This window comes from Paenibacillus ginsengihumi DSM 21568 (genome assembly GCF_000380965.1).
GTDB lineage: Bacteria > Bacillota > Bacilli > Paenibacillales > NBRC-103111 > Paenibacillus_G > Paenibacillus_G ginsengihumi.
This window is the reverse complement of record NZ_KB905568.1, coordinates 1-23,284: the sequence shown is the minus strand read 5'-3', so window position 1 is coordinate 23,284 and position 23,284 is coordinate 1. Positions and strand designations below refer to the sequence as shown.

21 protein-coding genes are annotated in these 23,284 nt (G+C 58.2%); 11 read left to right on the top strand and 10 right to left on the bottom strand.

Annotated features, from left to right (window positions below; genetic code table 11):
* Positions 1 to 386 precede the first annotated feature (386 nt).
* On the bottom strand, positions 387 to 1,970 hold the full coding sequence (cshA, locus tag F591_RS0112405; protein WP_019534926.1) for a degradosome RNA helicase CshA: 1,584 nt from the start codon (positions 1,968 to 1,970) through the stop codon (positions 387 to 389).
* Between the two features lie 305 nt (positions 1,971 to 2,275).
* Between cshA and F591_RS0112400 the strand changes: the two genes are divergently transcribed.
* The 4 genes from F591_RS0112400 to F591_RS0112385 all read left to right on the top strand — a co-directional run bounded on the left by F591_RS0112400 (position 2,276) and on the right by F591_RS0112385 (position 4,804).
* Positions 2,276 to 2,815, top strand: a complete 540-nt coding sequence (locus F591_RS0112400) for a DUF4178 domain-containing protein (RefSeq protein WP_019534925.1) — start codon at positions 2,276 to 2,278, stop codon at positions 2,813 to 2,815.
* 58 nt (positions 2,816 to 2,873) lie between these two features.
* A complete protein-coding gene (locus F591_RS0112395; protein ID WP_019534924.1) occupies positions 2,874 to 3,575 on the top strand; it encodes a DUF4247 domain-containing protein in 702 nt (233 codons plus the stop codon).
* 50 nt (positions 3,576 to 3,625) lie between these two features.
* The gene (locus F591_RS0112390; protein ID WP_019534923.1) at positions 3,626 to 4,459 is read left to right on the top strand and encodes a YitT family protein; all 834 of its coding nucleotides are present in this window, start codon (positions 3,626 to 3,628) and stop codon (positions 4,457 to 4,459) included.
* A gap of 150 nt (positions 4,460 to 4,609) precedes the next feature.
* Positions 4,610 to 4,804, top strand: a complete 195-nt coding sequence (locus tag F591_RS0112385; protein ID WP_019534922.1) for a hypothetical protein — start codon at positions 4,610 to 4,612, stop codon at positions 4,802 to 4,804.
* A gap of 404 nt (positions 4,805 to 5,208) precedes the next feature.
* Here F591_RS0112385 and F591_RS0112380 read toward each other — a convergent pair whose 3' ends face one another.
* From F591_RS0112380 to F591_RS0112360, 5 genes are all read right to left on the bottom strand, one after another.
* Positions 5,209 to 5,922 carry a uracil-DNA glycosylase gene (locus tag F591_RS0112380; RefSeq protein WP_019534921.1) on the bottom strand — a complete coding sequence of 238 codons (714 nt, stop codon included), beginning with the start codon at positions 5,920 to 5,922 and terminating at the stop codon, positions 5,209 to 5,211.
* Between the two features lie 210 nt (positions 5,923 to 6,132).
* Positions 6,133 to 7,815, bottom strand: coding sequence for a ribulokinase (locus tag F591_RS0112375; RefSeq protein WP_019534920.1), 1,683 nt, complete (start codon positions 7,813 to 7,815; stop codon positions 6,133 to 6,135).
* Positions 7,816 to 7,845: 30 nt separating this feature from the next.
* Entirely contained in the window at positions 7,846 to 8,535 is a 690-nt protein-coding gene (gene araD, locus F591_RS0112370) for an L-ribulose-5-phosphate 4-epimerase (protein ID WP_026326570.1), read from the bottom strand.
* 106 nt (positions 8,536 to 8,641) lie between these two features.
* A complete protein-coding gene (locus tag F591_RS0112365; RefSeq protein WP_026326569.1) occupies positions 8,642 to 9,757 on the bottom strand; it encodes a GntR family transcriptional regulator in 1,116 nt (371 codons plus the stop codon).
* Positions 9,758 to 9,907: 150 nt separating this feature from the next.
* A complete protein-coding gene (locus tag F591_RS0112360) occupies positions 9,908 to 10,444 on the bottom strand; it encodes an NADPH-dependent FMN reductase (protein WP_019534917.1) in 537 nt (178 codons plus the stop codon).
* Between the two features lie 450 nt (positions 10,445 to 10,894).
* On the opposite strand from F591_RS0112360, the gene F591_RS0112355 reads away from it, so the two are divergent.
* On the top strand, positions 10,895 to 12,523 hold the full coding sequence (locus tag F591_RS0112355; protein WP_019534916.1) for an alkaline phosphatase family protein: 1,629 nt from the start codon (positions 10,895 to 10,897) through the stop codon (positions 12,521 to 12,523).
* Positions 12,524 to 12,939: 416 nt separating this feature from the next.
* Here the strand turns inward: F591_RS0112355 and pfkA are convergent, their stop codons facing one another.
* From pfkA to F591_RS0112335, 4 genes are all read right to left on the bottom strand, one after another.
* Positions 12,940 to 13,905, bottom strand: a complete 966-nt coding sequence (gene pfkA, locus F591_RS0112350) for a 6-phosphofructokinase (RefSeq protein WP_040741614.1) — start codon at positions 13,903 to 13,905, stop codon at positions 12,940 to 12,942.
* A 139-nt stretch (positions 13,906 to 14,044) separates the two neighbouring features.
* Positions 14,045 to 15,070, bottom strand: a complete 1,026-nt coding sequence (locus tag F591_RS0112345; RefSeq protein ID WP_051109185.1) for a tetraprenyl-beta-curcumene synthase family protein — start codon at positions 15,068 to 15,070, stop codon at positions 14,045 to 14,047.
* Between the two features lie 46 nt (positions 15,071 to 15,116).
* Positions 15,117 to 15,722: a hypothetical protein gene (locus F591_RS0112340; RefSeq protein ID WP_019534913.1), complete on the bottom strand. Its 606-nt coding sequence runs from the start codon at positions 15,720 to 15,722 to the stop codon at positions 15,117 to 15,119.
* A gap of 57 nt (positions 15,723 to 15,779) precedes the next feature.
* A complete protein-coding gene (locus F591_RS0112335) occupies positions 15,780 to 16,106 on the bottom strand; it encodes a hypothetical protein (RefSeq protein ID WP_425414357.1) in 327 nt (108 codons plus the stop codon).
* Positions 16,107 to 16,323: 217 nt separating this feature from the next.
* Here F591_RS0112335 and F591_RS0112330 point away from each other — a divergent pair, with 217 nt between their 5' ends.
* From F591_RS0112330 to F591_RS30345, 6 genes are all read left to right on the top strand, one after another.
* A complete protein-coding gene (locus tag F591_RS0112330; RefSeq protein ID WP_019534911.1) occupies positions 16,324 to 17,697 on the top strand; it encodes a polysaccharide biosynthesis protein in 1,374 nt (457 codons plus the stop codon).
* Positions 17,694 to 18,863, top strand: a complete 1,170-nt coding sequence (locus F591_RS0112325; RefSeq protein WP_019534910.1) for an MFS transporter — start codon at positions 17,694 to 17,696, stop codon at positions 18,861 to 18,863. Before F591_RS0112330 ends, F591_RS0112325 begins: the two co-directional genes overlap by 4 nt.
* A gap of 341 nt (positions 18,864 to 19,204) precedes the next feature.
* Positions 19,205 to 19,897, top strand: coding sequence for an ABC transporter ATP-binding protein (locus F591_RS0112320; protein WP_026326565.1), 693 nt, complete (start codon positions 19,205 to 19,207; stop codon positions 19,895 to 19,897).
* Complete coding sequence (locus F591_RS0112315; protein WP_019534908.1) at positions 19,894 to 21,273, top strand: ABC transporter permease; 1,380 nt, start codon at positions 19,894 to 19,896, stop codon at positions 21,271 to 21,273. The genes F591_RS0112320 and F591_RS0112315 overlap by 4 nt, the downstream gene beginning before the upstream one ends.
* A 26-nt stretch (positions 21,274 to 21,299) precedes the next feature.
* A complete protein-coding gene (locus F591_RS0112310) occupies positions 21,300 to 22,415 on the top strand; it encodes an efflux RND transporter periplasmic adaptor subunit (protein ID WP_019534907.1) in 1,116 nt (371 codons plus the stop codon).
* A 314-nt stretch (positions 22,416 to 22,729) separates the two neighbouring features.
* Positions 22,730 to 23,284: IS110 family transposase (locus tag F591_RS30345; RefSeq protein WP_019534906.1), on the top strand; the 555-nt coding region annotated here is incomplete at its 3' end.

Genomic DNA, 23,284 nt, shown 5'->3' with positions numbered 1-23,284 from the left:
CATCGTTATAGCTCATATTATACCGTATTTTGTCCGAACTAGGTAGCCGTCCGCCCCCGGACGTTGCAGGAAAATAGAAAAACGCCTATCGGCGTCCATTCAAGGAAGAGCGAGCCATGAATCACCATATCCTCTCTAACGCCAGTGACAAACGTCCCTTTGGGGATTTTCCCCATTTCAAATCGATGGTTTCGAGGGAAACAAGCTCTGTGGCTTGCGTTAGCTTAAGATTCGCCCCGGCAAAACGTAAGCCCACGACTAGCAAAAACGCAAATCGGAGGGCTAGCGAAGCGAGGTCCTGCGGCCCGAAAATTTGCCAAAAAAGGGCGAAGCCTCTTCGCAGAAGCTTCGCCCAGGTCCATGCTGTATATGCTCTTGGAGCCGCCTTAGACGAGCGACCCTTCGTTCGAACGGTCACCCGAGCGCGAGTAATTGCTGCGGCCTTCCCGGCTGTCGCGGCCTTCCGAATGGCGGCCTCGATAGTCCCGGCCGTCGCGGCCATGATCGCGCCCGTAGTCTCTCCGGCCTCCGCGGCCTCCGCCGTAACCGCCGCGGTCGCGATCGTAGCCGCCGCGGCCATCGCGGCGATGTCCGCCGTAGCCCGACGGCTTGCGGCCTGCCGAGCGGACGTCGAAGCGGCGCTTTTTCGCGCGGATCGGGTCCTCCGGCGTCAGCTCGATCACGACATCGTTGCGGTCGCCCGTCAGCAGCTTGAGCGCAGCGGCCAAGAGATGCACTGAATCGTGCTGCTCCAGGAGCGTAATCGCCAGGCCTTTGTATTCGTTGTGCTCATCGCTCTGCAGCACGGACATGACGCGCTCTGCCGTCACCTTCTGCTTGCCTTCGATCGCTTCGGCCAACGTCGGCATCGGCTTGCGGGCGATGCGATGGCGGGTTACTCTCTCGATGAAGTACAGATGGTCGATTTCGCGCGGCGTAACGAATGTGTACGCGACGCCTTCCTTGCCGGCGCGTCCCGTTCGACCGATCCGGTGAACGTAGCTTTCCGGGTCCTGCGGCAGGTCAAAGTTGATGACGTGCGTCACGCCGGATACGTCCAGGCCACGCGCGGCGACGTCCGTTGCGACCAGCACGTCGATGCTGCCGTCGCGGAATTTGCGCATGACGTTATCGCGCTGATTTTGCGACAGGTCCCCGTGCAGCCCTTCCGCCGTATAGCCGCGCTTCTGCAGCGCCTCCGACAGCTCGTCGACGCGGCGCTTCGTGCGCCCGAAGATGATCGCCAAATCCGGCGCCTCCATGTCGATCAGGCGGCACAGCGCTTCGAACTTCTGGCGCTCGTGCACCTCGATGTACGCCTGCTCGATGGACGGAGCGCTGATCTGCTTCGGAATGACCGACACATGCTCCGGATTGCGCAAAAACTGCTGGGCAAGCTTCTGAATATTCGGCGGCATCGTAGCCGAGAACAGCATCGTGTTGCGCTCTTCCGGGACAAGGCTCAAAATGGTCTGAATATCGTCCATAAAGCCCATATCGAGCATTTCGTCCGCTTCGTCCAGCACGACCGTCTGAACGTCGTCCAGCTTGATCGTCTTGCGGTTGATATGGTCAAGCAGACGCCCCGGCGTGCCGATAATGATCTGGGGCTTTTTGCGAAGTGCCCGGATTTGCTTGACGATATCCTGGCCGCCGTAAATGGGCAGGCTGCGGATACCTTTAAACCGCCCGAGCTTCTCGATCTCTTCGGCTACCTGAATGGCCAGCTCGCGCGTCGGGCACATCACCAGCGCCACGATGCGATCTTCCTTCACGTCAATCTTGTTGACGAGCGGAATGCCGAAAGCGGCCGTTTTGCCCGTGCCGGTCTGCGCCTGGCCGATCAGGTCGCGGTTCTCCAGCGCCACCGGAATCGCCTTTTCCTGAATCGGGGTCGCTTCTTCAAAGCCCATTTCCGTAATGGCGCGGAGTACCTTTGCCTCAAGTCCGAATTCGCTGAATGTTTTCAAATGATTTCATTCTCCTTTGTGTAGAGGGTCTCATTTATTTATACCCTTAAGTCCGACTCCTATCTTTTCTATCTTCCATTCACATGAACTGACTTGGCGTGCATGTCGCAAGCGAAATCTTCAAGGCCGCACTTAAGAATATCTTTAGTATTATACCACAACCGTCATCCATATACCAGAAAATACGAAGACGAAACCGAAAGTCGGGAAAATCGTATATAATCTGTGTAACGAAACATCGATATGAGAAGCGCATCATCAAGGAAAACGTATCATCTTATTCCAGGCTAAAGGGGTTATCGTCCATGTCCTTGTGGAAAAGAGTCCGTTCCATCATAAACAGCAACAAAGAGCAGGCGCAGCCTCCCGTCAAAGAAGCGAACCCGTTCGAGGAGACGGCCGTCGGCGATATCGTTACCGTCGATCTGGAGGAGTACGTCGTATCGGGCAAAGCCGTCTATTTCGACCGCGGCTTTCCGCCGCACCGGTTCGCCTATTATTTGCAGAACGGGAACCATTACGCCTGCCTGCTGGTCGAGAAGGGCCGCACCTACGACTGCTACTTGTGCGAATTTATCGAAGGCTCGCTGGACGATCCGCACGATGTGCCGACCGAGCTCGATATGGGAGACGGCGCGATGTACTATCTGGAGCATAACCGAAGCGACCTTGTGCGCACGGAGGGCCGGACCGATTTTCGCGGCGGCGATGAAGTGATGATCTGGAAATACTTCGCCGACGGAGGGCGTTACTTCTTCCTGCAGTGGCAGGACGGCAAATATGTCGCCATGGAAGGCAGCCGGACGCCGGGCGGACAGATTCGTTTTTTGAAAGGATCGCTGTAGCTGCAGGGCCCCGTCATCCGGGCACCCGGGCAACAAGCAACAGGAGGTGAGCGTTCCCGTGAAGAGAACGTCCAAATGGATATCGATTTGGCTCGTATTCGCCCTCGTTCTGGCGGCATGCGGCGACGCGAGCAATTATATCAAGCACAATTATTCGCTGATCGACGTGCAGGGCCAGGGAAAGAGCACAGCAAAAATATATTCGGTCGAGGGCAAAGATGTGCCGACGGTCGCCAAGGAGATCGCCGCGCAGGAGAAGCCGGAGGAAATCAGCAAAGAGTCGGCCGAGCAGATGTTCCTGGTATATAACAACAAGATCGTCAATGTGCAGAAGGATACGGAGAACGAGAGCAATACGCTGGTCCAGGTCGATTCCATCGAATATGCGAAGGAGCATTACGATTCCTCGTTCCTGGAAGGCTATATCGCCGCCACCCTGCTGCAATCGCTGTTTGGCAGCAGCTGGTCCAACAAGGGGACCGATTACCGCGGCTATACGTCGACCAAGACGTATACCGACAGCGGCAAGAATACCGGTACCGCCGCCAAATCCGACACCAAGCAGACGCCGACCACTTCCAGCCGCACGGGAAGCTTTACGACCTCCGGATCGGCCGGCAAGTCGTCCGGCACGACAAGCAGCTCGTCTTCCTCGAGCAAAATACGAAAAAGCGACGGCTCCACGCCGACTTTCAAGAGCACGCCGAAGAGCATCAAGCCGAAAACGAGCTCGCGCTCGGGCTCGTTCCGACGCCGATGATTGAAGCCACCTCCGCTGACCCATACTAAGGTCTGAGGAGGTGTTTTTCCTTGTTCTGGCTTCAGCGCTCCTGGCTCGGGGGGTTGCTGGCGGCCGTCGCCAGCGCGATCCTGTCGGCTATCTGCTTCAATCTCTTCATGATCCCCCATCAGCTGCTGAGCGGCGGCATGTCGGGCCTGTCCATGCTCATCTCCTACATAACGGGGTGGGATGTATCGCTGTTGTACATGGCGCTGAACGCCCCGGTGCTCATCTGGGGACTCATCACGGTCGGCCGCAAATTCATCCTGCTAAGCGTCGTCTCCGTCGTATTGACCTCCTTGTTCCTCCGATGGCTTCCGGCCGTTCCGGTCGCCGAGGATCTGATCCTCAACGCGGTCACGGGAGGCGTGCTGCTCGGCATCGGCACGGGCCTGGCGATGAGGTCGGGAGGCTCGACCGGCGGCTTCGACATTCTCGGGTATATCCTCACCCGCAAGCGCGATTTTCCGCTCGGCGCGATTTTGTTCGTCATGAACGGAATCGTCATTGTCGCCCTCGGATATTACGAGCAAAACTGGGATTTGGCGCTTTACTCCCTGCTGTCCATATACATCACCGTGAAAATCGTCGATGCGATTCATATCCGCCATGTCAAGGTCACCGTATTCGTCGTCACGCGGAAAAAAGACATTTTGCTGCCTAAAATGTCCAAGCTGCAGCGCGGCATCACCGTCCTTCAGACAGAAGGGGCGTTCACGAAGCAGCCGCAGCATATGCTGATGACGGTCATCACCCGATACGAATTGAACGATGTGCAGGCGATCCTCCGGCAGTGGGACCCGCAGGCTTTCGTCAATATCGTGGAAACGACCGGCGTCATGGGATTATTCCGCCGCTCCTGACAACAATTTCCGGGCATCGCCGGGCAAAAACAAGGCTCCATAAGCCCGCGCTTTTATGCTATAATAGTTTCAGATAAGTTGTCCTCGGCTTTACCTGGTTTATCGCGTTTTGTCCTCCGGAACACCTTTAATTTAAGGAAGGGAAGGGTGATGAATGTGGAAACGGTAAAGTTGGCAACGATCGTCATGCGCTTGACACCGGAAATGTACGATTTTTTGAAACGGGATGAACTGGATTCCGTCATTGTACTGCGCAACGGATTGGAAGCTCTGCAGGCCGAGGACGCCATGGAAATCATCCAGCACAGCATCTCCGAACACCAGAAAGGCGCCTATCTGCATTAACGCTTTCGGGCGGGCGCTTTATCGCTCCGCAAGGAGCCTTCCATACCGGCGCTCCTTCGCGAACGCTTAAGAACGCTCCGCGCATGTCAGGACAATAAGTCTTGACGATTCGATTAGACGAAAGAAGGACGGATATCGGCTTTAGGGCCGGTTCCGTCCTTTTTTTCTGCTGCATCCTGTCAGCGCGAGCCGTATCGCTGGCGTCGCAGCGGAGGTGGCATAATAGGAAAAATTCAATCCGCGCATAGTCCACAGTGGCTTCATTGCTGATCGGCCCTCATTTTCGCACAGGTATTGGCCGATTCCGTCGGGGCTTGCAGCCTGGCGCCGGATCATCTCCTCACTAATATATATTCCGGATGCGATGATTGGCAAGAGGGTAAAAAGGCTGGATCGCCCCCGCCTCAATCCCGGGAAGCAGCCGTTTCCTTCCAGGAGCTGCCGAGATTCGGCAATTGCCAATCGATCGGCTCGCGGCCGAATTGGCGCAGGAAGGCGTTGGCCTGGGAATACGGCCTGCTCCCGAAGAAGCCGCGGTGCGCTGACAACGGGCTCGGGTGCGGCGAGCGCACAATGCCGTGGCGGCTCCCGTCGATGAAATGCGCCTTTTGCTGCGCGTGGCTGCCCCACAGGATGAAGACGACCGGCTGCTCCCGCTCGTTCAGCAGCTCGATCACCCGGTCGGTAAACTGCTCCCAGCCTTGACCCTTGTGCGAGTTGGCCTGCCCTTCCCGCACCGTCAGCACAGTGTTGAGCAGCAGCACGCCCTGCTTCGCCCATGGCACCAGGCAGCCGTTGTCGGGGATGGCGCAGCCTATATCGCTCTGCAGCTCCTTGAGCATGTTTTGCAGCGACGGCGGTGCGGGGACGCCGGGCTTCACGGAAAAGCTGAGGCCGTGCGCCTGCCCCGGCCCGTGATACGGGTCCTGCCCGAGAATGACGACCTTCACGTCCCGGTAGGCCGTATAATGCAGCGCATTAAAGATATCGTGCATGTCCGGATAGATGGTGCGCGAGGCGTATTCCCGCTTCAGGAACTGCCTGAGCTGCAAATAATAAGGCTTCTCGAATTCGGCCGCAAGCAGCGGCATCCAATCGTTGTTCAAAATAGGCGGCATCGTTATGTATCCTCCGTTCTTCAGAGAGCGTCTGTTCATATCTCTCTTCATATCGGATTCATTATACCATGAGAGGACATGCCGCTGGGACCGGAATCAAGTGCAAAAATAGAAGGCAGCAAGCTTCGCCCGCTCCCGAAATGGAAGCCTTTCAGCGAAGCTGCTGCCCTCTGAACGGACCATGCGTCTGTGCCGGCCGCCGCGGCCTAATTAATGCGCCTGCGCCGATGCTTCTTCCTTCAGCACTTTCAGCCGCTTCATGACATCGTTGCCGCCGCGGCCGAAATGATCGTGCAGCCGGGTGTATTCCTCATACAGCTTGTCGTACACGGCTACATGCTCCGGAATCGGCTTGAACGTCTCCTCGCGCACCCGTCCCATGCGCTGAGCCGCTTCGACGATCGAATCGTAGCCGCCGGCAGCCCCGCCCGCGGCGACGGCTCCGAACATGGCCGCACCGAGCGCCGGCGTCTGGGTCGATGCCGCGATTTTGATTTCTCTGCCGGTCACGTCCGCGTAGATTTGCATGAGCAGCCGGTTGCGCTGCGGCAGTCCGCCGCATGCGTACAGCTCTTGAACTTCCACACCGTTCATATGGAAGGCGTCGACGATTTTGCGCGTGCCGAACGCGGTCGCTTCCAGCAGCGTCCGGTAAATTTCCTCAGGCTTCGTGGACAGCGTCAGCCCCACGATCAGTCCGGTGAGGTCGGCATCGACCAGGACAGACCGGTTCCCGTTCCACCAATCGAGCGCCAGCAGCCCGGTTTGGCCCGGCTTGTAGGCAGCGGCCCGGCGCTCCAGCCATTCGTGGACGCTGATGCCTTCTTCCTGTGCCGCCTTCTCGACATATGCGGGGACGCACTGCTCCACATACCAGGCGAAAATGTCGCCGACGGCGGATTGGCCGGCCTCGTAGCCGTAATAGCCCGGAATGATGCCGTCCTCGACGACGCCGCACATGCCTTCGACCGTCTTCTCCTCGGTGCCCAGCAGCATATGGCAGATGGACGTCCCCATGGCCATCACCAGCTTGCCTGGCGTGACGACGCCGACGCCGGGCACGGCCGCATGGGCATCGACGTTGCCGACGGCAACCGCCGTACCGGGGCGAAGACCCATCTGCGCGGCCATCTCCGGCTTAAGTCCGCCGGCCTTCGTGCCGAGCGGCACGATCTCGCCGCGCAGCTTCGTCGCGGTAAGATTCGCCAGCCGCGGATCGAGAGCGGACAGAAACTCGGGCGACGGGTAGCCTTCATCTTTATGCCAGATCGACTTGTAGCCGGCGGTGCAGCTGTTGCGCAGCGCATTGCCGGTCATCTGCGCAATGACCCAATCGGTTGCCTCGAGGAACAAGTCGGTCCGCTCGTAGATCTCCGGCGCTTCGTTCAGAATTTGCCATATTTTAGCAAACATCCATTCGGATGAAATTTTTCCGCCGTAACGGGGCAAGAATCGCTCCCCCCGCTCTGCGGCGACGGCGTTCAGCCGGTTCGCCTCGTCCTGGGCGGCGTGATGCTTCCACAGCTTCACCCAGCTGTGCGGGTTCGCGGCATACCGCTCGTCGAAGCAGAGCGGCTGCAGCGTCTCGTCGACCGGCAGCATCGTGCAGGCGGTGAAGTCGATGCCTACGCCGATCACGTCGGCGGGATCGATTCCCGCCTCCCGCACGACGGCCGGAACCGAGCGGCGCAGCACCTCGAGATAATCGTCCGGATGCTGCAGCGCCCAATCGTGCTCCAGCATTTGCCCCGTGCCCGGCAGCTTCTCGTCGATCACGCCGTGCGGATAGGGCGTCACATGCGTGGCGATCTCTTCTCCCGTAGCGACATCGACAAGCAGCGCTCTTCCCGATTCTGTGCCGTAATCGACGCCGATGGCATATTTTCGAGTCATTGCAATTCCTCCCCCATTCGTCGCTATGCGCTACTTCTGTCCGTAATACGCGTTCGCCCCGTGCTTGCGAAGAAAATGCTTGTCGAGCAAATGCTGGCTCATCGGCCCGGAAGCGGGATTCAGCATGAACGTATGACAGGCCATTTTGGCGACCTCCTCCAGCACGACCGCATTGTGCACCGCATTATCGGGATCGGTGCCCCAGGCAAACGGCGCATGGGCATGCACGAGCACGCCGGGCACCTGCAGCGGGTCCCGTTGTTGAAACGCTTCCACAATGACGGTTCCCGTATCGCGCTCGTAAGCCCCGCGAATCTCCTCCTCCGTCATCGGTCTGGTGCACGGTATCTCACCGTAGAAGTAATCGGCATGAGTCGTTCCCAGAGCAGGGATGCCGCGTCCGGCCTGCGCCCAGCTCGTAGCCCACGGGGAATGGGTATGCACGATTCCGCCAATGCCGGGAAAAGCGCGGTACAGCACAAGATGCGTCGGCGTATCGGACGACGGCTTGCGGTGGCCGCCGACGACGTTCCCCTCCAGATCGACGACGACCATATCGTCAACGGTCATCGTCTCGTAAGGAACGCCGCTCGGCTTGATGACGACAAGGCCCCGCTCCCGGTCGATGCCGCTGACGTTCCCCCATGTAAAGGTGACCAAACCGTACTTGGGCAAATCGAGGTTTGCTTGCAGCACTTTACTCTTCAGTTGTTCTAACAACTTAAGTCCCTCCTCCCAAAAATTATCGCTAATTCGCTACGTCCATTATAATTTGTACGTACAAATTTGTCAGCAATTATTTTTGCAGAGGATGGGACAAACCGGACTACGCCATTTCGCCGGGCGCGCACGTCGAGCCGCGAACGATGAGCTCCGGACGGTAGACGTACCCTTCTTCTTCGCCGGGCGGCCGCTTCGCCTCGATCATCGCCATAAGCATCTCCGCCGCCTTCACGCCGAGCTCCTCCTTCGGATGCGTCAGCGTCGTCAGCTTCACCTCCGTAGCGGTGGCGAGGAACGAATCGTCGTAGCCGACGATCGACAGGTCCTCCGGCACGCGCAGTCCGATGCGACGCACCGCCTCGAGCAGCATCACCGCCAGCTCGTCGTTATAGCAGACGAAAGCGGTCGGCCGCCCGTCTCCGCTCCCCGCCAGCATCGCTTCCGCTTCCTTGTACGGCTTCGTCCTCTTCTCCTCGGTGACGTAACGGATGACGTTGTCCGGACTAAGGCCTAGCTGACGCTCCCTATGCGCGCGAATGAACCCCTTCATGCGGTTTACGCCCTGCAGATCGTCCACCTTGAAGAAGCCGGCGATGCGCCGGTGCCCAAGGCTGATCAAATGATCGGCAGCGAGAAACCCTCCCAGCTCGTCGTCGACCTTGATGCACGGGGCGTCCAAATCGGGATACCGCTCGTTGATCATCATATAAGGGATGCCGGACAAATTGAGCGACAGGAAGTAATCGAGATTCGGATTGCCCTGCGCGCTCTTGGTCGGCTCCACGATCAATCCCGATAGCGGATGCTCCAGCATCATCTCCAGGCACTGCTTTTCCTTATCCTTATCGTTGTCCGTACAAGAGAGCACAAGACGATAGCCGCTGCCGCGCAGCGCCGCTTCCGCTCCCCGCACGATTTGCGGAAAAATGTAATCCGATATATAGGTTGTGACAATGCCGATCGCCGGCGCCGACTCATTCTTCTTCTGCTGAGGCAGCGCGCTGGAGACGAAGGTCCCTTTTCCCTGAACCCGATACAGCCATCCTTCCTGCACCAGCTCGCCGATGGCCTGGCGCACCGTCTGCCGGCTCATGGCGAACGTATCGGACAGCTCGAATTCCGTCGGCAGCCGGTCGTCCGGCTTCAGCCTTCCGCCGGTGATCCATTGCAATATTTCCTGCTTCAGCTGCATATATTTGGGTATCGACTGCAAATCCACCGCTGCACCTCTTCCGAAACACCGTTCTTAAGTAACAATGAAGCTTGAATACAAGACATTATACCAGCTATTGCATTGTACGTACATCATCACTGCTGAGCAAAAAAACGACCGGAAAGGCTATCCGCCTGTTCCGGCACCGGAAAGATGTCATGCCTTAAATTTCTCGATCATGCTGACAAAATAATCTACGGTTCGCTGCACCCGCTCTCTCGTCTTGGCATCCTCGGGCTCGCCCTGCTCGTTCATCCGCCGCTGGTCTGCCCCGATCGAGATCCATTCCGGGCAGTTGATGCCGTGCACGTTGCGCACGATGGTTTGCAGCTGCTGCAGCGAGCTGACTCCTACCGCTCCGCCGGCCGAGCTGACGCTGAGGACGACTTTGCCGTTAAAATGATCGAAGCCTGTAAAGTCCAGCGCATTTTTGAGCGCGCCCGAAGGGGCTCCGTGATATTCCGGCGTAGCCAGGACGACGCCGTCCGATTCCAGCAGCAGCCTTCTCAGCTCCGCGACATGGACATGCTCGGAATCGTCCCTGTCATTCGTATACATCGGCAGCGGCTTGCGGTACACATCGAACAAAACCGCCTCGTGCCCTTTGCTCTCCAGCACCTTGCCGATATATCGGCACAGCGCCGTACTGGTCGATTGACTGTGATTGCTTCCGGCTATCATCGCTATTTTCATCTGAACTCCACCTCTCCCATGTTCTCCTCTATTGCCGCTAAAGCTGCTTATTTGCCTCTAATTCCGCTTATTTTGCCGCAATAGCCCGATGGCCGCTTTATTGCCGCGGTGGCCGCTTGTCCGCCTGCTTCGTACGTCTGCATTGTCCGTCCGCATCATCCGCCTGCATTGTCCGCCTGCTTCGTACGTCTGCTTCGTACGTCTGCTTCATCCGCCTGCTTCGTCCGCCAAACAGCGATTCCTTTATATCCTATCGAAAGTCCAGGATATTGGCAAGATCACGCCAAGGCCGAACATCCGCGTTTGCGCGGTATGCATTTCCGTCGCTCCACTCCGCAAGAGCATCGCCTTCTCTGCAGACGAAATCGAAAATTTTTTATTTGTATTTTGGCAATCCTATGAACAACATGGATTTTCGCGGATTGCGGCAGCAGACCAGGAGGGACAGCGGTGAAATCGAGACATCTAATATGCCGTTTCATAATCGGATGGTTGTTGCTCGGATGGATGGCGGCGTGCAGCGGACCGGAATCAACTTCGCCGCTTCGCATGCAATCGGACGCGCACGCGGGCAAGCGCGTCGTGCTGATCGTCCTCGATTCGCTCATGGACGAGACGCTGCAGGAAGCATTGCGCGGCGGCAAGCTGCCTGCGCTATCGTTTCTCATGAAGCATGGGCGTTACGAGACGGGCATGGTCAGCTCGTTCCCCACAATGTCCGTCACGATCGACAGCACGCTGCTGACGGGAACCTACGCCGACCAGCACCGCATTCCGGGCTTGTTCTGGTTCGACGTCCCGCATCGCCGCTATGTCAATTACGGCAGCTCGCTGGTTGAGATTATGAAGGTCGGCCCTCATTCTGTTTTAACGGACAGCTTGTTTGCATTAAACAACGAGCACCTCAGCAAGCAAACGCCGACGCTTCATGAAACGTTAGCCGCAAGAGGCATGCGTTCCGCTTCGATCAATGCGCTCATTTACCGCGGGCCGTCGCCGCATACGCTGGAGGTTCCCAAGACGGTGGCCGCCGCCGCATCGGGCTCCGAGCGATATCAGACGTTCGGGCCTCCTCTCTTCTCCCTGGGCGCCTTCGCTTCGATCGATCCGTCTTCGCGGAGGCAGCACGCCCATTCCTGGCAAAAACTCGGCATGAACGACGCCTATTCCGTACATGAATTCCGCTATTTGGTCGAGCAAGGTCAGCTTCCCCCGTTTACGTTATTGTATTTGCCCGGCAATGATCAGGATATTCACCGCTTTGGGCCGGCTCACCCGCGCGGCTTGGCGAAAGCGGACAAGCAGCTGCAAAATTTGCTGAATGCGTTCGGTTCTTGGGAGAAGGCGCTGGAGGACATCATCTGGATTGTGATCGGGGACAGCGGTCAAGCGGCCATGGCGGCGGACCGTTCTGAAGAAGCGATCCCTATTCGGCAGACGCTGGACGCTTATCGGGTCGCCGGGCTGGAGGAAATCCGTCCCGAAGATCAGCTCGTCATATGCGTTAACGAGCGAATGGCTTATATTTACCTCCTCGATCCTCAGCTAGCTCCAGATGCCGTAGCCGAAGCGCTGCGCAAGGAACCGCGGATCGATGTGATCGCCTGGAAGGATGCGGAAGGCAAAATCCGGGTACTGTCGGGATTGGCAGACCGTGAAGGAGAGCTTGTATATGCCCGCGCAGGCGATACTACCGATCCGTACGGGCAGACTTGGTCGCTCGAAGGGAACCTTCGCCTGCTCGACTTGACCGTGGACTATTCCGGCGGCCGCGTCAGCTACGGGGATTACCCCGACGCCCTGGCGCGCCTATACGGGGCCCTTCATTCGCAGGAAGGCTCCTTTCTCGTCGCAACAAGCGCAGAGCGGTCGGAATTTCGCAGCGAAGGCACCTACGTTCACAAAGGCGGGGGCGCCCACGGCTCGCTGCATAAGCTCGATTCGCTCGTTCCGCTGCTCACTGTCGGCACGGAAGAAAGGCCTGCGCATTTAAGGATTAAAGATTTGAGAGATTGGATTTTGCGCCTGCTTGATGCGGGAACGCCGCAACAAAGCCGCACCGACAGCGCTCACTGGTAAAATGCTGCGGTATTGAAGAGGCGCGGCCGACGGTGCGAGGCGGGCGGGATCATAAGTTGTTCAATCTTCTCTTGAACAAAGTGCCGCACAAGATTTTCAAGTAGAACGGGGGCCTAATTCGTGTACAGTATTCATGAGCAGGGTTCCATCCTTTCAGGTGACTTCGCAATCTCTCTGGATACCCTGCTTTTTGCCGCCTGGAAGGCCCCAAATCATGGTACACAAACCATTGTACATCATCGGTACGCGGACCATTCTCATCATCTGATGCCGCCACGCAAGCCGCATGGGCGTCTTTCTTGAACATTCAGCAGCATCCACACGCTCAGGTTTTCACAAAAAAAGCGGCCTAACTCAAGATCGAGCATATCCGATCCCAAGTTAGGCCGTTTTTTTCCGGCGGACCTGCCTCGTTCTTACTGAGACAAGCGCATGGCCAATTCGTACAGGTTCATGTTGAATTCTTTCTTCGTGCTGACCACTTGATCGATATCGGTAGCGACCAGCTCGTTGCGGATAACGCCGCACGCTTTGCCCGATTCTCCCTCGATCAGCTTGCGCACCGCGAAGTCGCCCAGTCGGCTGGCGAGAATCCGGTCGTTATGCGTCGGGGTGCCGCCGCGCTGAATATGCCCGAGCACCGTCGTGCGCGGTTCGATGCCGTTGCGCTTCGTAATTTCCCGGGCAATGTCCTCGCCCTTGCCTACTCCTTCGGCAACGATAATGATGCTGTGCCGCTTGCCTTGCGAGAAGTTGTCGGCCATCCGCTTGGCCACTTCGTCGAGATCGAACGGCACTTCCGGCACGAGAATCGTCTCCGCGCCGCTCGCCAGTCCCGAATACAGAGCGATATCGCCGCAATGGCGGCCCATGACTTCGACGACAGAGGAGCGCTCATGGGAGCTCATCGTATCGCGAATTTTGTTGATGGCATCCACAACGATGCTGACGGCCGTATCGAAGCCGATCGTGAAATCGGTGAACGGGATGTCGTTGTCGATCGTCCCCGGCAGGCTCATCGTCTTGATTCCCAGCTTGCTGAGCTTCTGGGCGCCTTGATAGGAGCCGTCGCCGCCGATGACGACCAGCCCTTCGATCCCCCGCTTGCGCAAGTTGTCGGCGGCGAGCTGCTGTCCTTCCGGCGTCATGAACTCCTTGCAGCGCGCCGTCTGCAAAATGGTGCCCCCGCGCTGAATAATGTCGCCGACGCTGCGAAGGTCCATTTGACGAATATCGTCATTAATAAGTCCGGCGTAGCCCCGCTGCACCGCGAACACTTCCAGCCCGTGAAAAAGCCCGCTGCGCACGACCGATCGAACGGCGGCATTCATCCCTTGAGAATCTCCCCCGCTGGTAAGTACCGCAATTTTTTTGACTGACATGATCTTGTCCTCCTCATGATTGTATAAGGAAAAATACATAATGAACGATTGAAGCGACCCTCCGAACGAACGGGAGGCGAACTATGCATTCGAATCGCTGTCCGCCCAAGCCCCCAAGCCCCGTCCGTTCGCAGCGCAGCTATGATGTTTTTCTGATCCAGATGCTGTTCACGAAGAAGAAGATTCTCATCCACGGGCTGCCCTTCATCAGCTCCCGCGAGACGCGCCTGACCTGCCGCTGCTCGCTCACTTTCGGGTCGGACAAATACAGCGCCAGCAGCCCTTCGATGATCATGCGGTGAAAGGCGGAACCGTCCAACTGCCCGGCCCGGTCGCGCGCGCGGGCGACGATGAAGGCAATCCGCTCCACCGTCGTATCCGCATCCTCGTAATAGCTGCAAAAATTCAGGTCGCCGCCCTGCTCGTCCTCTTCCTGATCGATCAAATAGTCGAGCAAAATATGCAGACCGCATATATATGGGAAATATGCATCGAAGATCGTTCCGGCCTGCTCGCGCTGCAGCCCCGGATCGCCGGCGGCCATGAACAGCATGAACACGCCGAGCGTGGAGCCGGTAGCGGCAGCGAATTCGTTCCAGCGGATTTCCGGGTAATCACTGCGGTGCTGCTGCCACCAGGCGTCGAGCGCCTCCTCCCGCAAGTCGCGGCGAATATGCTTGTACACCTGCAGGTCGCAGTACAAGCCGACCAGCGTGCGCACCTTGTCTTCCACGAGGTGGTAAGAGGGCAGCAGCCGGATGCTGGCCTGACACGTCTTGACCAGATCGCTCAGGTAGCCGCCGTCGTCCTTCTCGTCGCGGAAGGCGTAATAGTCGTGCAGCGGTGCGGCGGGATCGACGGCATCGAGCATCGATTGATGGAGCCTGCGAAAATCTTCCGGGTCCAGCGACGTGCTGCGGTCGCACAGGTTGTCCAAATAATCGCTGATCGTCTGAAAAGCGACGATCAGCGGAATCAGCACGTGCTTCAGAGACAGGTTCACAGCCGCATAGACGGCTCCGCCCTGGCAGTGGAACTGCTTGGCGGTCATGCTGGCGATTGCCTGCCGCTGCAGTTCGGGGTCCGGCATCGCTTCCGCTCTGGACCGCCAGAACTGAAGCTGCTCCCGAACGCCCGGGAGGACGTGCCGATAGACGCGCGCCATCAATTGAAACGGGTTGCGGGGCGAACTGGCCAAGAAATCGGAGCGGCTAACCAATCTCGACCAACCGACCTTCGCCGCCGCTTTGCGCGTATGAATATTGCAGCAGCAGCTTCATTTCCAACCACTGAATGTGCATGAGCAACCGCTCCGCCGCCTCGTCCCTGACCCGGGTCACCTGCTGCTCCACCAGATCGGTGAAACGGTACGGGTCCCAGGCGCCGGACTCGGCGAACGACTGCAGCTGTTCCCGCAGCGGCGCGTTCTTTATTTCGCTCCAATCGGCCGAGCGGAACGCCTGCTTCGCCGCCTCCTCCAAATCGACGAAGACGGGATGCTGTCCAACCAAGCGAAACCAGTATTTGGCGTTGCCGTAATCCCCTTCCATGCGATGCATGATGCCGTGCCAATAGCTGCCTGTCGGGTTATGAATCTCCTGAGCCAGGTCGTGCGAACGGTCCAGGCTCTCGTTGAAGAGATGAAGACCGGCTTTCACGGCCAGCGCATACGAACGGCTTTCCCCCGTGAACCCTTCGACAGACAGCTTGCCGATCTTGATATCGGCCAGATCGTCCCGCTCCTCTTCGGGATACAGCGAAGGCCGATGCTCCGTCAGCGACGCCGCCAGCCGATTCAAGCTTTCCGTCCAACCCATAGCAAATCCCTCCTTCGTCGATTGTGCAACGCATGGCGCGTTCGACGCCGGCGCTGATTAATAATGGGTTCTGGCAGCAGACATATCCTGGTTCACTCTAAACCACAGATGAAGGTCGTTGATCGTGCTGGCCAGCTCCGCAATTTCGCTGTTCAGCCGGCAGGAGTGCGCGAAATCGTCCTCCACGTTCAGCTGATTCTGCTTGTGGACGATGACGCGCTCCAGCCGCTTGATCTGCTCCGGAATCGTCCCGCGGATTTCCTCCCACTGCAGCAGCATGTCGGCCTGCTCGGCCGGGGAATACTCCTCCCAATCCTTCTGAAGCTCGGGCAGCGGAATGCCAAGACGCTCATCCATTACAAAAGAGTAGCTCACCCCAGTCATCACCCTTCCCATCCGTTCAAAGGCACGGCGGCCGTACGCAGATTATCTATAATAATGTACCATGAAGACGCGGGTTGTTGCCAGTGGGCGGCATAAAATTTTCGTCCTTTCGCCGTCCGGTTCGTGCTATAATGAGTGGACTGCGGCTTCGCTGCCGCCTTGCGTACGAACGCATCGCCGTCACGGCGACACTATTGCCCAATCGAGGAGTTGCATCATGGCCGACCCTTTGCATACGACCCGAGTCACCTTCAGGCAGCTGCTGCAATTTTTCATCCCGCTCGGCATATCCGCCAGCCTGGTGACCATATCGCACGTCATTATCAACAGCACGCTGGCCCGCTCGGCGCATCCCGAGATCGTGATCGCCAGCTACGCCCTGCCCCTGAGCATTCTCGGCTTTACCGAGAAGCCCGCGGTTCTGCTGCGGCAAACCTGCTCGGCGCTGGTCCGGGACCGGCGATCGTTCCGGGCGATGGCGCTGGTCAGCCTGTATGTGCTCGGCGCCATCTTCCTTCTCGGCGGCCTCATCAGCTACACCCCGATCGGCCCGTGGGTCTTCACGCATGTATTCGGCGCGGAGGACAAGCTCGTGCAGCCGATGGTGAACGCTTACCGCGTGCTGATGTTCGTCAGCATATTTTCCGGAATCCGCTGCGTCTTTCACGGCATCATCATTTCGAATATGCGGACCAAATGGCTGACGATCGGCATGCTGGTGCGGCTGGCCGGCATGTATTTGCTGTCGTTGTATTTTATTCATCGCGGCGTGGACAGCGCATCGGACGGCGCGATCATTTTCCTGACCGGGATGATGATCGAGGCGACCGTCAGCTTCATCGAAGGCCGCTCGCTGCTCAGGTCGATGCCGGCGGTCAAGCCGGAGCATCCGGTCGAGGGGACGAAGGACATCTTCGCCTTTTACCGTCCCATGCTGCTGTCGTCGCTCATCGCCGTCATCGGCGGTCCGGCTATCAACGCGATGCTCGGCAAAACGGCCAACATCAGCCTCGCCGTGGCCTCGTTCGCGATCGCGGCCAGCTTGACGCAGCTGATGCAGAGCTTCTTTTCCTATATTCACCAGATCGTGCTCAATTTCTACCGCAAGGACGCGGTGGCCGTGCGAAGGTTCACGGTGACGCTCGCCTTCATTCCGGCCGGGCTGCTGGCGCTCTTGTCCTATTCTCCGCTCGGCCCCTGGTTCCTGGCCCATGTGATGGGCGTGGACGGGCGGCTGCTTGAGGCCAGTCTGGATACGCTGCGCGTCTTCATATTGATGACGCTCGTCTTCCCCTGGCTCGATTTCGGCAACGGGCTGCTGATGCTTCGCTCCCAGACCAAGGTCATGGTCTGGTCCCAGGGAGCCAACGTGGCGACAACGCTCGCTGCGCTTATCGTCTGCGTCGCGCTGGCGCCCGGCTGGAACGGCATGATCGGCGCGCTGGCGCAGTCGCTCGGCTTTGCGGCGGAGGCGGCTGTCGTCTTCTATGTGCTGCGCGAGACGGCCAAGGCGGAAGGAAGGATCGGAGCGGGACGGGGCGGGCAGAGTGCGGCTTTCCAAGCCTCCAAGGGCAAGGAGGAGTCGCTATGAGCCGGGACGGAATGCTGAAGCTGTTTTTGTTTTCCTTTTATACGACCATGTCCGTGATCGTTTCGTTCTTCCCGCTGTATTTTCGCTCGCAGGGCTACTCGACCGTGCAGATCGGCTTGCTCTATTCGGTCGGCCCGATGATCGGGATCGTCTCCACGTTGTTCTGGGGCGTCATGAGCGATCGCCTTCGCACGGTCAAGAAGGTGCTGATCATTGTCTTAACCGGCCAGCTCGTCATGGCGTCCCTGGCGTTTCAGACCGGGACGTTCGGCCTGCTCATGCTGCTGATGGCCGGCTTTTACTTTTTTCAATCGCCGATGACCTCGCTGAACGACAGTTTGACGCTGCTGACGATCAGCGGCACGAAGAAAAGCTACGCCTCCTTTCGCGTCTGGGGCTCGATCGGCTTCGCGGCAGGCGCGCTCGTATTCGGGCAGCTGCTGGAGAGGCTCGGGCCGGGCTGGACCGCTCCGCTGACGATGGGCTCGATCGCCTGCACGCTGCTTTTGGCCTGTCTGCTGTTTGACGCCAAAGACGCCAGCGTGTCGCGGCCGGACTTCTCCGGCCTCGTCCCGATCGTCGCATCCCGGCCGTTCCTGGCCTTCCTGGGCGTCGTGCTGGCCTTATCGGTCTCGCACCGCATGAACGACGGATTCCTGGCCTTGTTCCTGAAAGCGATCGGGGCCGACGATGCGATCGTCGGCTGGTCGTGGATGGTGTCGGCCGTCAGCGAAATTCCGATCTTTTTCCTGCTCAGCAAGTACGGCCATAAATTCAAGGAGCTTCCCCTCCTGGCCGTCAGCGCGCTCGTCTATGGCATCCGCTTTCTGGTGATGAGCCTGATCGACAACCCGCTATGGGTCGTGGCCTGCCAATGCCTGCATTCCGTCTCGTTCGGCATTTTTTTGTTCACGGCCATCCGGTACATCCAGCGGATCGTGCCGGACAGGTACCGCGCCTCCGGCCAAGCGGTTTTCGCCGTCACGTGGTCGGGGCTGGCCGGGCTGCTGAGCGGCCTGATGGGCGGCTGGCTGTTCAATGCCTGGAGCCCGCATGCGGTATATGGCGCAGCCGCGGCGCTGGCGCTGGCAGCGATGATCGGCTTTATCGCGCTGCATGCGATGGGCAGCGGCGACGATGCGGTTTCCGCAGGCAGAACTTCATAGCGGAACCGCTCTACGAATACGCTCATCCCAAGCTTTGTGCGAGGAACCGCCTGACCTCACGGCTTTCGCGCAAAGCTTTTTTGGCGTGGCCGAACGGCTGCAAGCGGGCGCTCGGCGGCGGGCCGAAGCGGGCTCGGCAGCGAGCTCATTCGACAACAGAGGACACAGGCTCCTTAACTTTTTCTTAAATTCGCGCGTTCCCGCTGTCATTCGAAGGAAAAAATGCCCGCCCTTACGTCTTATAGATGGCGGCCCCCATAGAGATGCCGCCCAGGACGTTCGCTGATCCGCTTTTTCGCGGACGAACGCTCCTGCACTGCAAGGAAAGGCGGAGGGATGACGTGTTAGAAGTCGATCGATTGACGCACAGCTTTGTGAACGGCGGAGAAAATACGACGGTGCTGAAAAACGTTCATTTCACCGTCAGCCAAGGGGAAATGGTCGCTCTGCTCGGCAGCTCCGGATCGGGCAAATCGACGCTGCTCAATCTGATGGCCGGACTGATGAAGCCGACCGAGGGCAGCATCCGGATCAACGGCCAAGCCATCGAAAAAATGAACGAAAACCAGCTGGCGGAATTTCGGCGCAGCAACATCGGCTTCATTTTTCAGGCGTATGAGCTCATTCCTCAGCTGACCGTACGGGAAAATGTCGAGCTGCCGCTCGTTTTTCAGGGCATCCGCGCGAAGGAACGGCGGGCGAAGGCAGCCGAGCTCTTGGAAAGGGTCGGACTCGGCAGCAAAATGGAGATGTACCCGTCGCAATTGTCCGGCGGCCAGCAGCAGCGGGTCAGCATCGCGCGCTCGCTCATTACCCGGCCTGCCATCGTCTTCGCCGACGAGCCGACAGGCAATCTGGACACGAAGACAGAGAAAGAAATCATCGACCTGCTGATCGAGCTGAACGAAACGCTGCGCATCACTTTCGTGATCGTCACCCACGAATTGGAGGTCGCCAGAAGAACGAAACGCGTCATTCAGCTGAGGGACGGGGAGCTGGTCGAAGAAAGCGGACAGGCAGGTGAGGCGGAGTGAAGCTGAACGATTACTTGCGGCTCGGCTGGGAGCAGCTGCGGCGGCGGATCGTCGTGACGATGCTGTGCGCGATGGGCATCGCCATCGGCTCGGCCTCGATCATCGTGGCGCTTTCGTTCGGCGAATCGGTCAATCACTACAGCAAAGTGCAGATGAGCATGTATCTGAAAACCGACGAGATGACCGTGTTCAAAGGCCGGAACCCGGAAGGCTCCGATTCGGCAGATCCGAACGCCGCCAAGCCTTACGAGCTGACGAAAGCCAAGGTGGAGCTGATGAAGAGCCTGCCGCACGTCAAGGCGGCGGCGACTTATCAAACCTTGAACGAGTTTGAATTCACCGTAGACAACAAGCGCGGCGTTGTGTGGGAGATCATCGCTACCGAACTGGATACGCTGGACGATTTCGGCGTCGAGCTGCAGCAGGGCAAGGCGTCCGATCAAGACAACGCGATCATTCTCAGCTACGGGGCGACGATGGGCTTGTTCGACGAGCAGATGGCTAAAGCCCGGCGAATGGCAGCGGGCGGGAAGACGGACTCGGACAGCTATACGATCGAGTCTTGGCAGCTTATACCGTACCCCATGTACCAAAAGCAGATCATGCTGACGCCGCTGAATGTCGGCAACGGAGAGGCGACGGCTCCGGAATCGATTCCGCTGCGGGTTATCGGAATCTTGAAAAAACCGCAGGGCGTCGCCGACGATATCATTATGAACCAGAAGACCGCCTACGTCTCCCCCGCTCTCGGCAAGCGGCTGCTGGAAATCCAGGAGCGAATGAACGGAGGCATGCAGCCGGACAGCAGCAGCGCGAACTCGCAAGAAATCAGCCAAGTGCGGCTGAAGATCGACGATACCGACAACGTCCGGCAGGTGGAGGAGCTCGTGCGCAAGCTGAAGCTAAGGCCCGAAACCAATCTTGGCATGCAGGAGCGGATGAACGAAGAAATGGCGATTATTCGGCTCATTCTCGGCGGAGCCGGCTTGTTCATCCTGTTCGTCGCCTCCATCTCGATCATCGTGGCGATGACGATGTCGACCTACCAGCGGCGCCGCCAGATCGGCATCATGAAGGTGCTCGGCGCCAACTTGCGGCAAATCCGCAATATGTTCATGATCGAATCGGCGCTGCTCGGACTCCTCGGCGGCTTTGCCGGCATATTGCTGTCTTATTGGGTCATCTGGGGCATCAACATCGCGGTGATCAAGCTGTCGGGACCGCGGCCCGGCGCGCAGGAGGAAATATTGTTCATCAGCCCGTGGATTCTCCCGCTGGGCCTGTTCTTCGCCGTGATGACGGGCATCGTCTCCGGCATTTATCCGGCGGTCAAAGCGTCGCGCACCGATGCGCTGACAGCTATCAAACGAGACTAGCATCGTCCGAAAGGGGATCGTAAGCCATGAGCAGAAAAAAATGGATCGCCGCCACGGCCGCCGTCCTGGTCGCAGCCTTCACCGGGTTCCTGTACATACAAAGCCGGCCTTCGCCAAATCCGCAGCCGCCAATGCAGCAAAACATGAACGCGATCCGGTTCGAGGTCACCCGCGAAGATTTGTCCAGCACCGTCGAGGTCAAAGGCAAGTCGTCCTATAAAAAAGAAACGTACATCAATGCCCCGTTCGGAGCAGACGTGACGGAATGGTCGGTCGCCGAAGGGCAGCAGGTCCGCAAGGGGGAGCCGCTTTTTCGGCTGGACGATACCTCCTTACGCAACGAGATCGCCGAGCTGCAGGCAACGATCAAGAAGAAGGAAGCCGATCTGAAGCTTTCCGAATTTCAGGAAGCGACCGGTACCGGCGACGCGGCCGCAGGCGGCTTGTCGGAGGACGCCTCGAAGCGGCATTACGCCCAGTCAGAAAGCCGCAAGCTGCAGGACGAGATTACCCGCATCGAGCTGGAGCATGCCCGCACTCAGCTGCGGGAGAAGACGGACAAGCTGAACAATGCGGTTTTTGTCGCACCGGAGGACGGTATCTTTTTGTTCGAGAAAACGAAACAGCCCAAGTCGCTCGAGGCGAACGAGCGGGTCGGGCGCATCGTCGATTTGACGCAGCTGGAGCTGATCGCCTACGTCGGGGAATACGACCTGTTCCGCATCAAGGAAGGGCTGCCCGTCGAGGTGAAGATCGACGCGCTCAAGAACGTCAAGCTGCAGGGCACCGTCGAGCGGCTGTCCAAGTTCGCCAAGGGAGTCGGCACCTCCAAGGAGGAAGCCTCTAATTCAAATACGAACAACAGCTCGGCATCCGCCCAGTTCGAGGTCGTCATCTCGCTGGAGCCGTTCGAGCAGCTGATCGCCGGCCTCAGCCTGACCGCGACGATCCAGACGGCTCAAAAAACCGGCGTGCTCGTTATTCCGACCTTGGCGATCCAGCGCGATCAAGGTCAAGATTTCGTCATGGTCGAAAGCGACGGCGCGGTCGAGCGGCGCAACATCAAGATCGGTCTGGAGACGCCGGACAAGACGGAAATTGTCGAAGGATTGAAGGAAGGAGAAACGGTGGTGCTGCAATAGTAGGCGCCGCCCTCTGCAATTGATGAGGACGCGCGGCAGATTTGCCGCCGTCCTTTTTTAACTCGCCATAAAGTACGGCATGCGGCCTACCAGATCCAGTCCCCAGCCTGACCTCAGGGTCACCGTGTCCAGTCCAGGGTAGCCTCCAAGCAAAATAAGAACGATAAAAGATCTTATTTATCCCAAAAGGGCCCAATGAGCTTGAGTAAGTTAACATGAACGTAAAACAGCTCCGTATTTGCTAGCGATCGTAGGTTAAGAATGTGAGTGTAGGACACATTTTCAGAGCTACTAAGCAAAAGGAGCTGTTTACTATGAAGTATGCCACAAAATTCATTGGTTTAGATGTATCGAAAGAAAAAATTGCTGTAGCGGTGGCAGATAGCGGTCGAGAAGCCCCTCGTTATCTTGGAGCTATTCCTCACAAACCAGAGGCAATTCGGAAATTAATTAAACAGTTGGGAGATCCGAGCACCCTTTCGTTTTGTTATGAAGCCGGGCCGACCGGGTACGAATTGTACCGTTGGATTCAATCGATGGGGGCAGCTTGTGAAGTCATCGCGCCTTCTCTTATTCCGAAACGGGCAGGCGATCAGGTAAAAACAGACCGTAGAGATGCCCTGCAATTGGCTCAGCTGCGTCGTGCCGGCGAATTGACTCCGATCTATGTGCCCGATCGGGACGACGAGGCGCTGCGGGATTTGGTTCGGGCCCGTGAGGATATCCGTGAAGATGTACATCGTGCGCGGCAACGGCTCATTAAATTTCTGCTGCGCCATCAAATCCATCAGCCCCCTCATCTCAAAAAACGTTGGACCAAATCGTACCGGATCTGGCTCGGTACCCTCCGGTTCGAACGAACACCGGAG

Excerpts from the sequence above, each read along its gene's own strand:
- F591_RS0112340 (WP_019534913.1), bottom strand. The coding sequence starts at position 15,722 with ATGGGTTGGACGGAAAGCTTGAATCGGCTGGCGGCGTCGCTGACGGAG.
- pfkA (WP_040741614.1), bottom strand. The coding sequence starts at position 13,905 with ATGTCAGTCAAAAAAATTGCGGTACTTACCAGCGGGGGAGATTCTCAA.
- F591_RS0112375 (WP_019534920.1), bottom strand. The coding sequence starts at position 7,815 with ATGACTCGAAAATATGCCATCGGCGTCGATTACGGCACAGAATCGGGA.
- F591_RS0112380 (WP_019534921.1), bottom strand. The coding sequence starts at position 5,922 with ATGCCGCCTATTTTGAACAACGATTGGATGCCGCTGCTTGCGGCCGAA.
- F591_RS0112385 (WP_019534922.1), top strand. The coding sequence starts at position 4,610 with ATGAATGTGGAAACGGTAAAGTTGGCAACGATCGTCATGCGCTTGACA.
- F591_RS0112400 (WP_019534925.1), top strand. The coding sequence starts at position 2,276 with ATGTCCTTGTGGAAAAGAGTCCGTTCCATCATAAACAGCAACAAAGAG.
- F591_RS0112330 (WP_019534911.1), top strand. The coding sequence starts at position 16,324 with ATGGCCGACCCTTTGCATACGACCCGAGTCACCTTCAGGCAGCTGCTG.
- F591_RS0112335 (WP_425414357.1), bottom strand. The coding sequence starts at position 16,106 with ATGACTGGGGTGAGCTACTCTTTTGTAATGGATGAGCGTCTTGGCATT.
- F591_RS0112325 (WP_019534910.1), top strand. The coding sequence starts at position 17,694 with ATGAGCCGGGACGGAATGCTGAAGCTGTTTTTGTTTTCCTTTTATACG.
- F591_RS0112345 (WP_051109185.1), bottom strand. The coding sequence starts at position 15,070 with ATGGCGCGCGTCTATCGGCACGTCCTCCCGGGCGTTCGGGAGCAGCTT.
- F591_RS0112360 (WP_019534917.1), bottom strand. The coding sequence starts at position 10,444 with ATGAAAATAGCGATGATAGCCGGAAGCAATCACAGTCAATCGACCAGT.
- F591_RS0112310 (WP_019534907.1), top strand. The coding sequence starts at position 21,300 with ATGAGCAGAAAAAAATGGATCGCCGCCACGGCCGCCGTCCTGGTCGCA.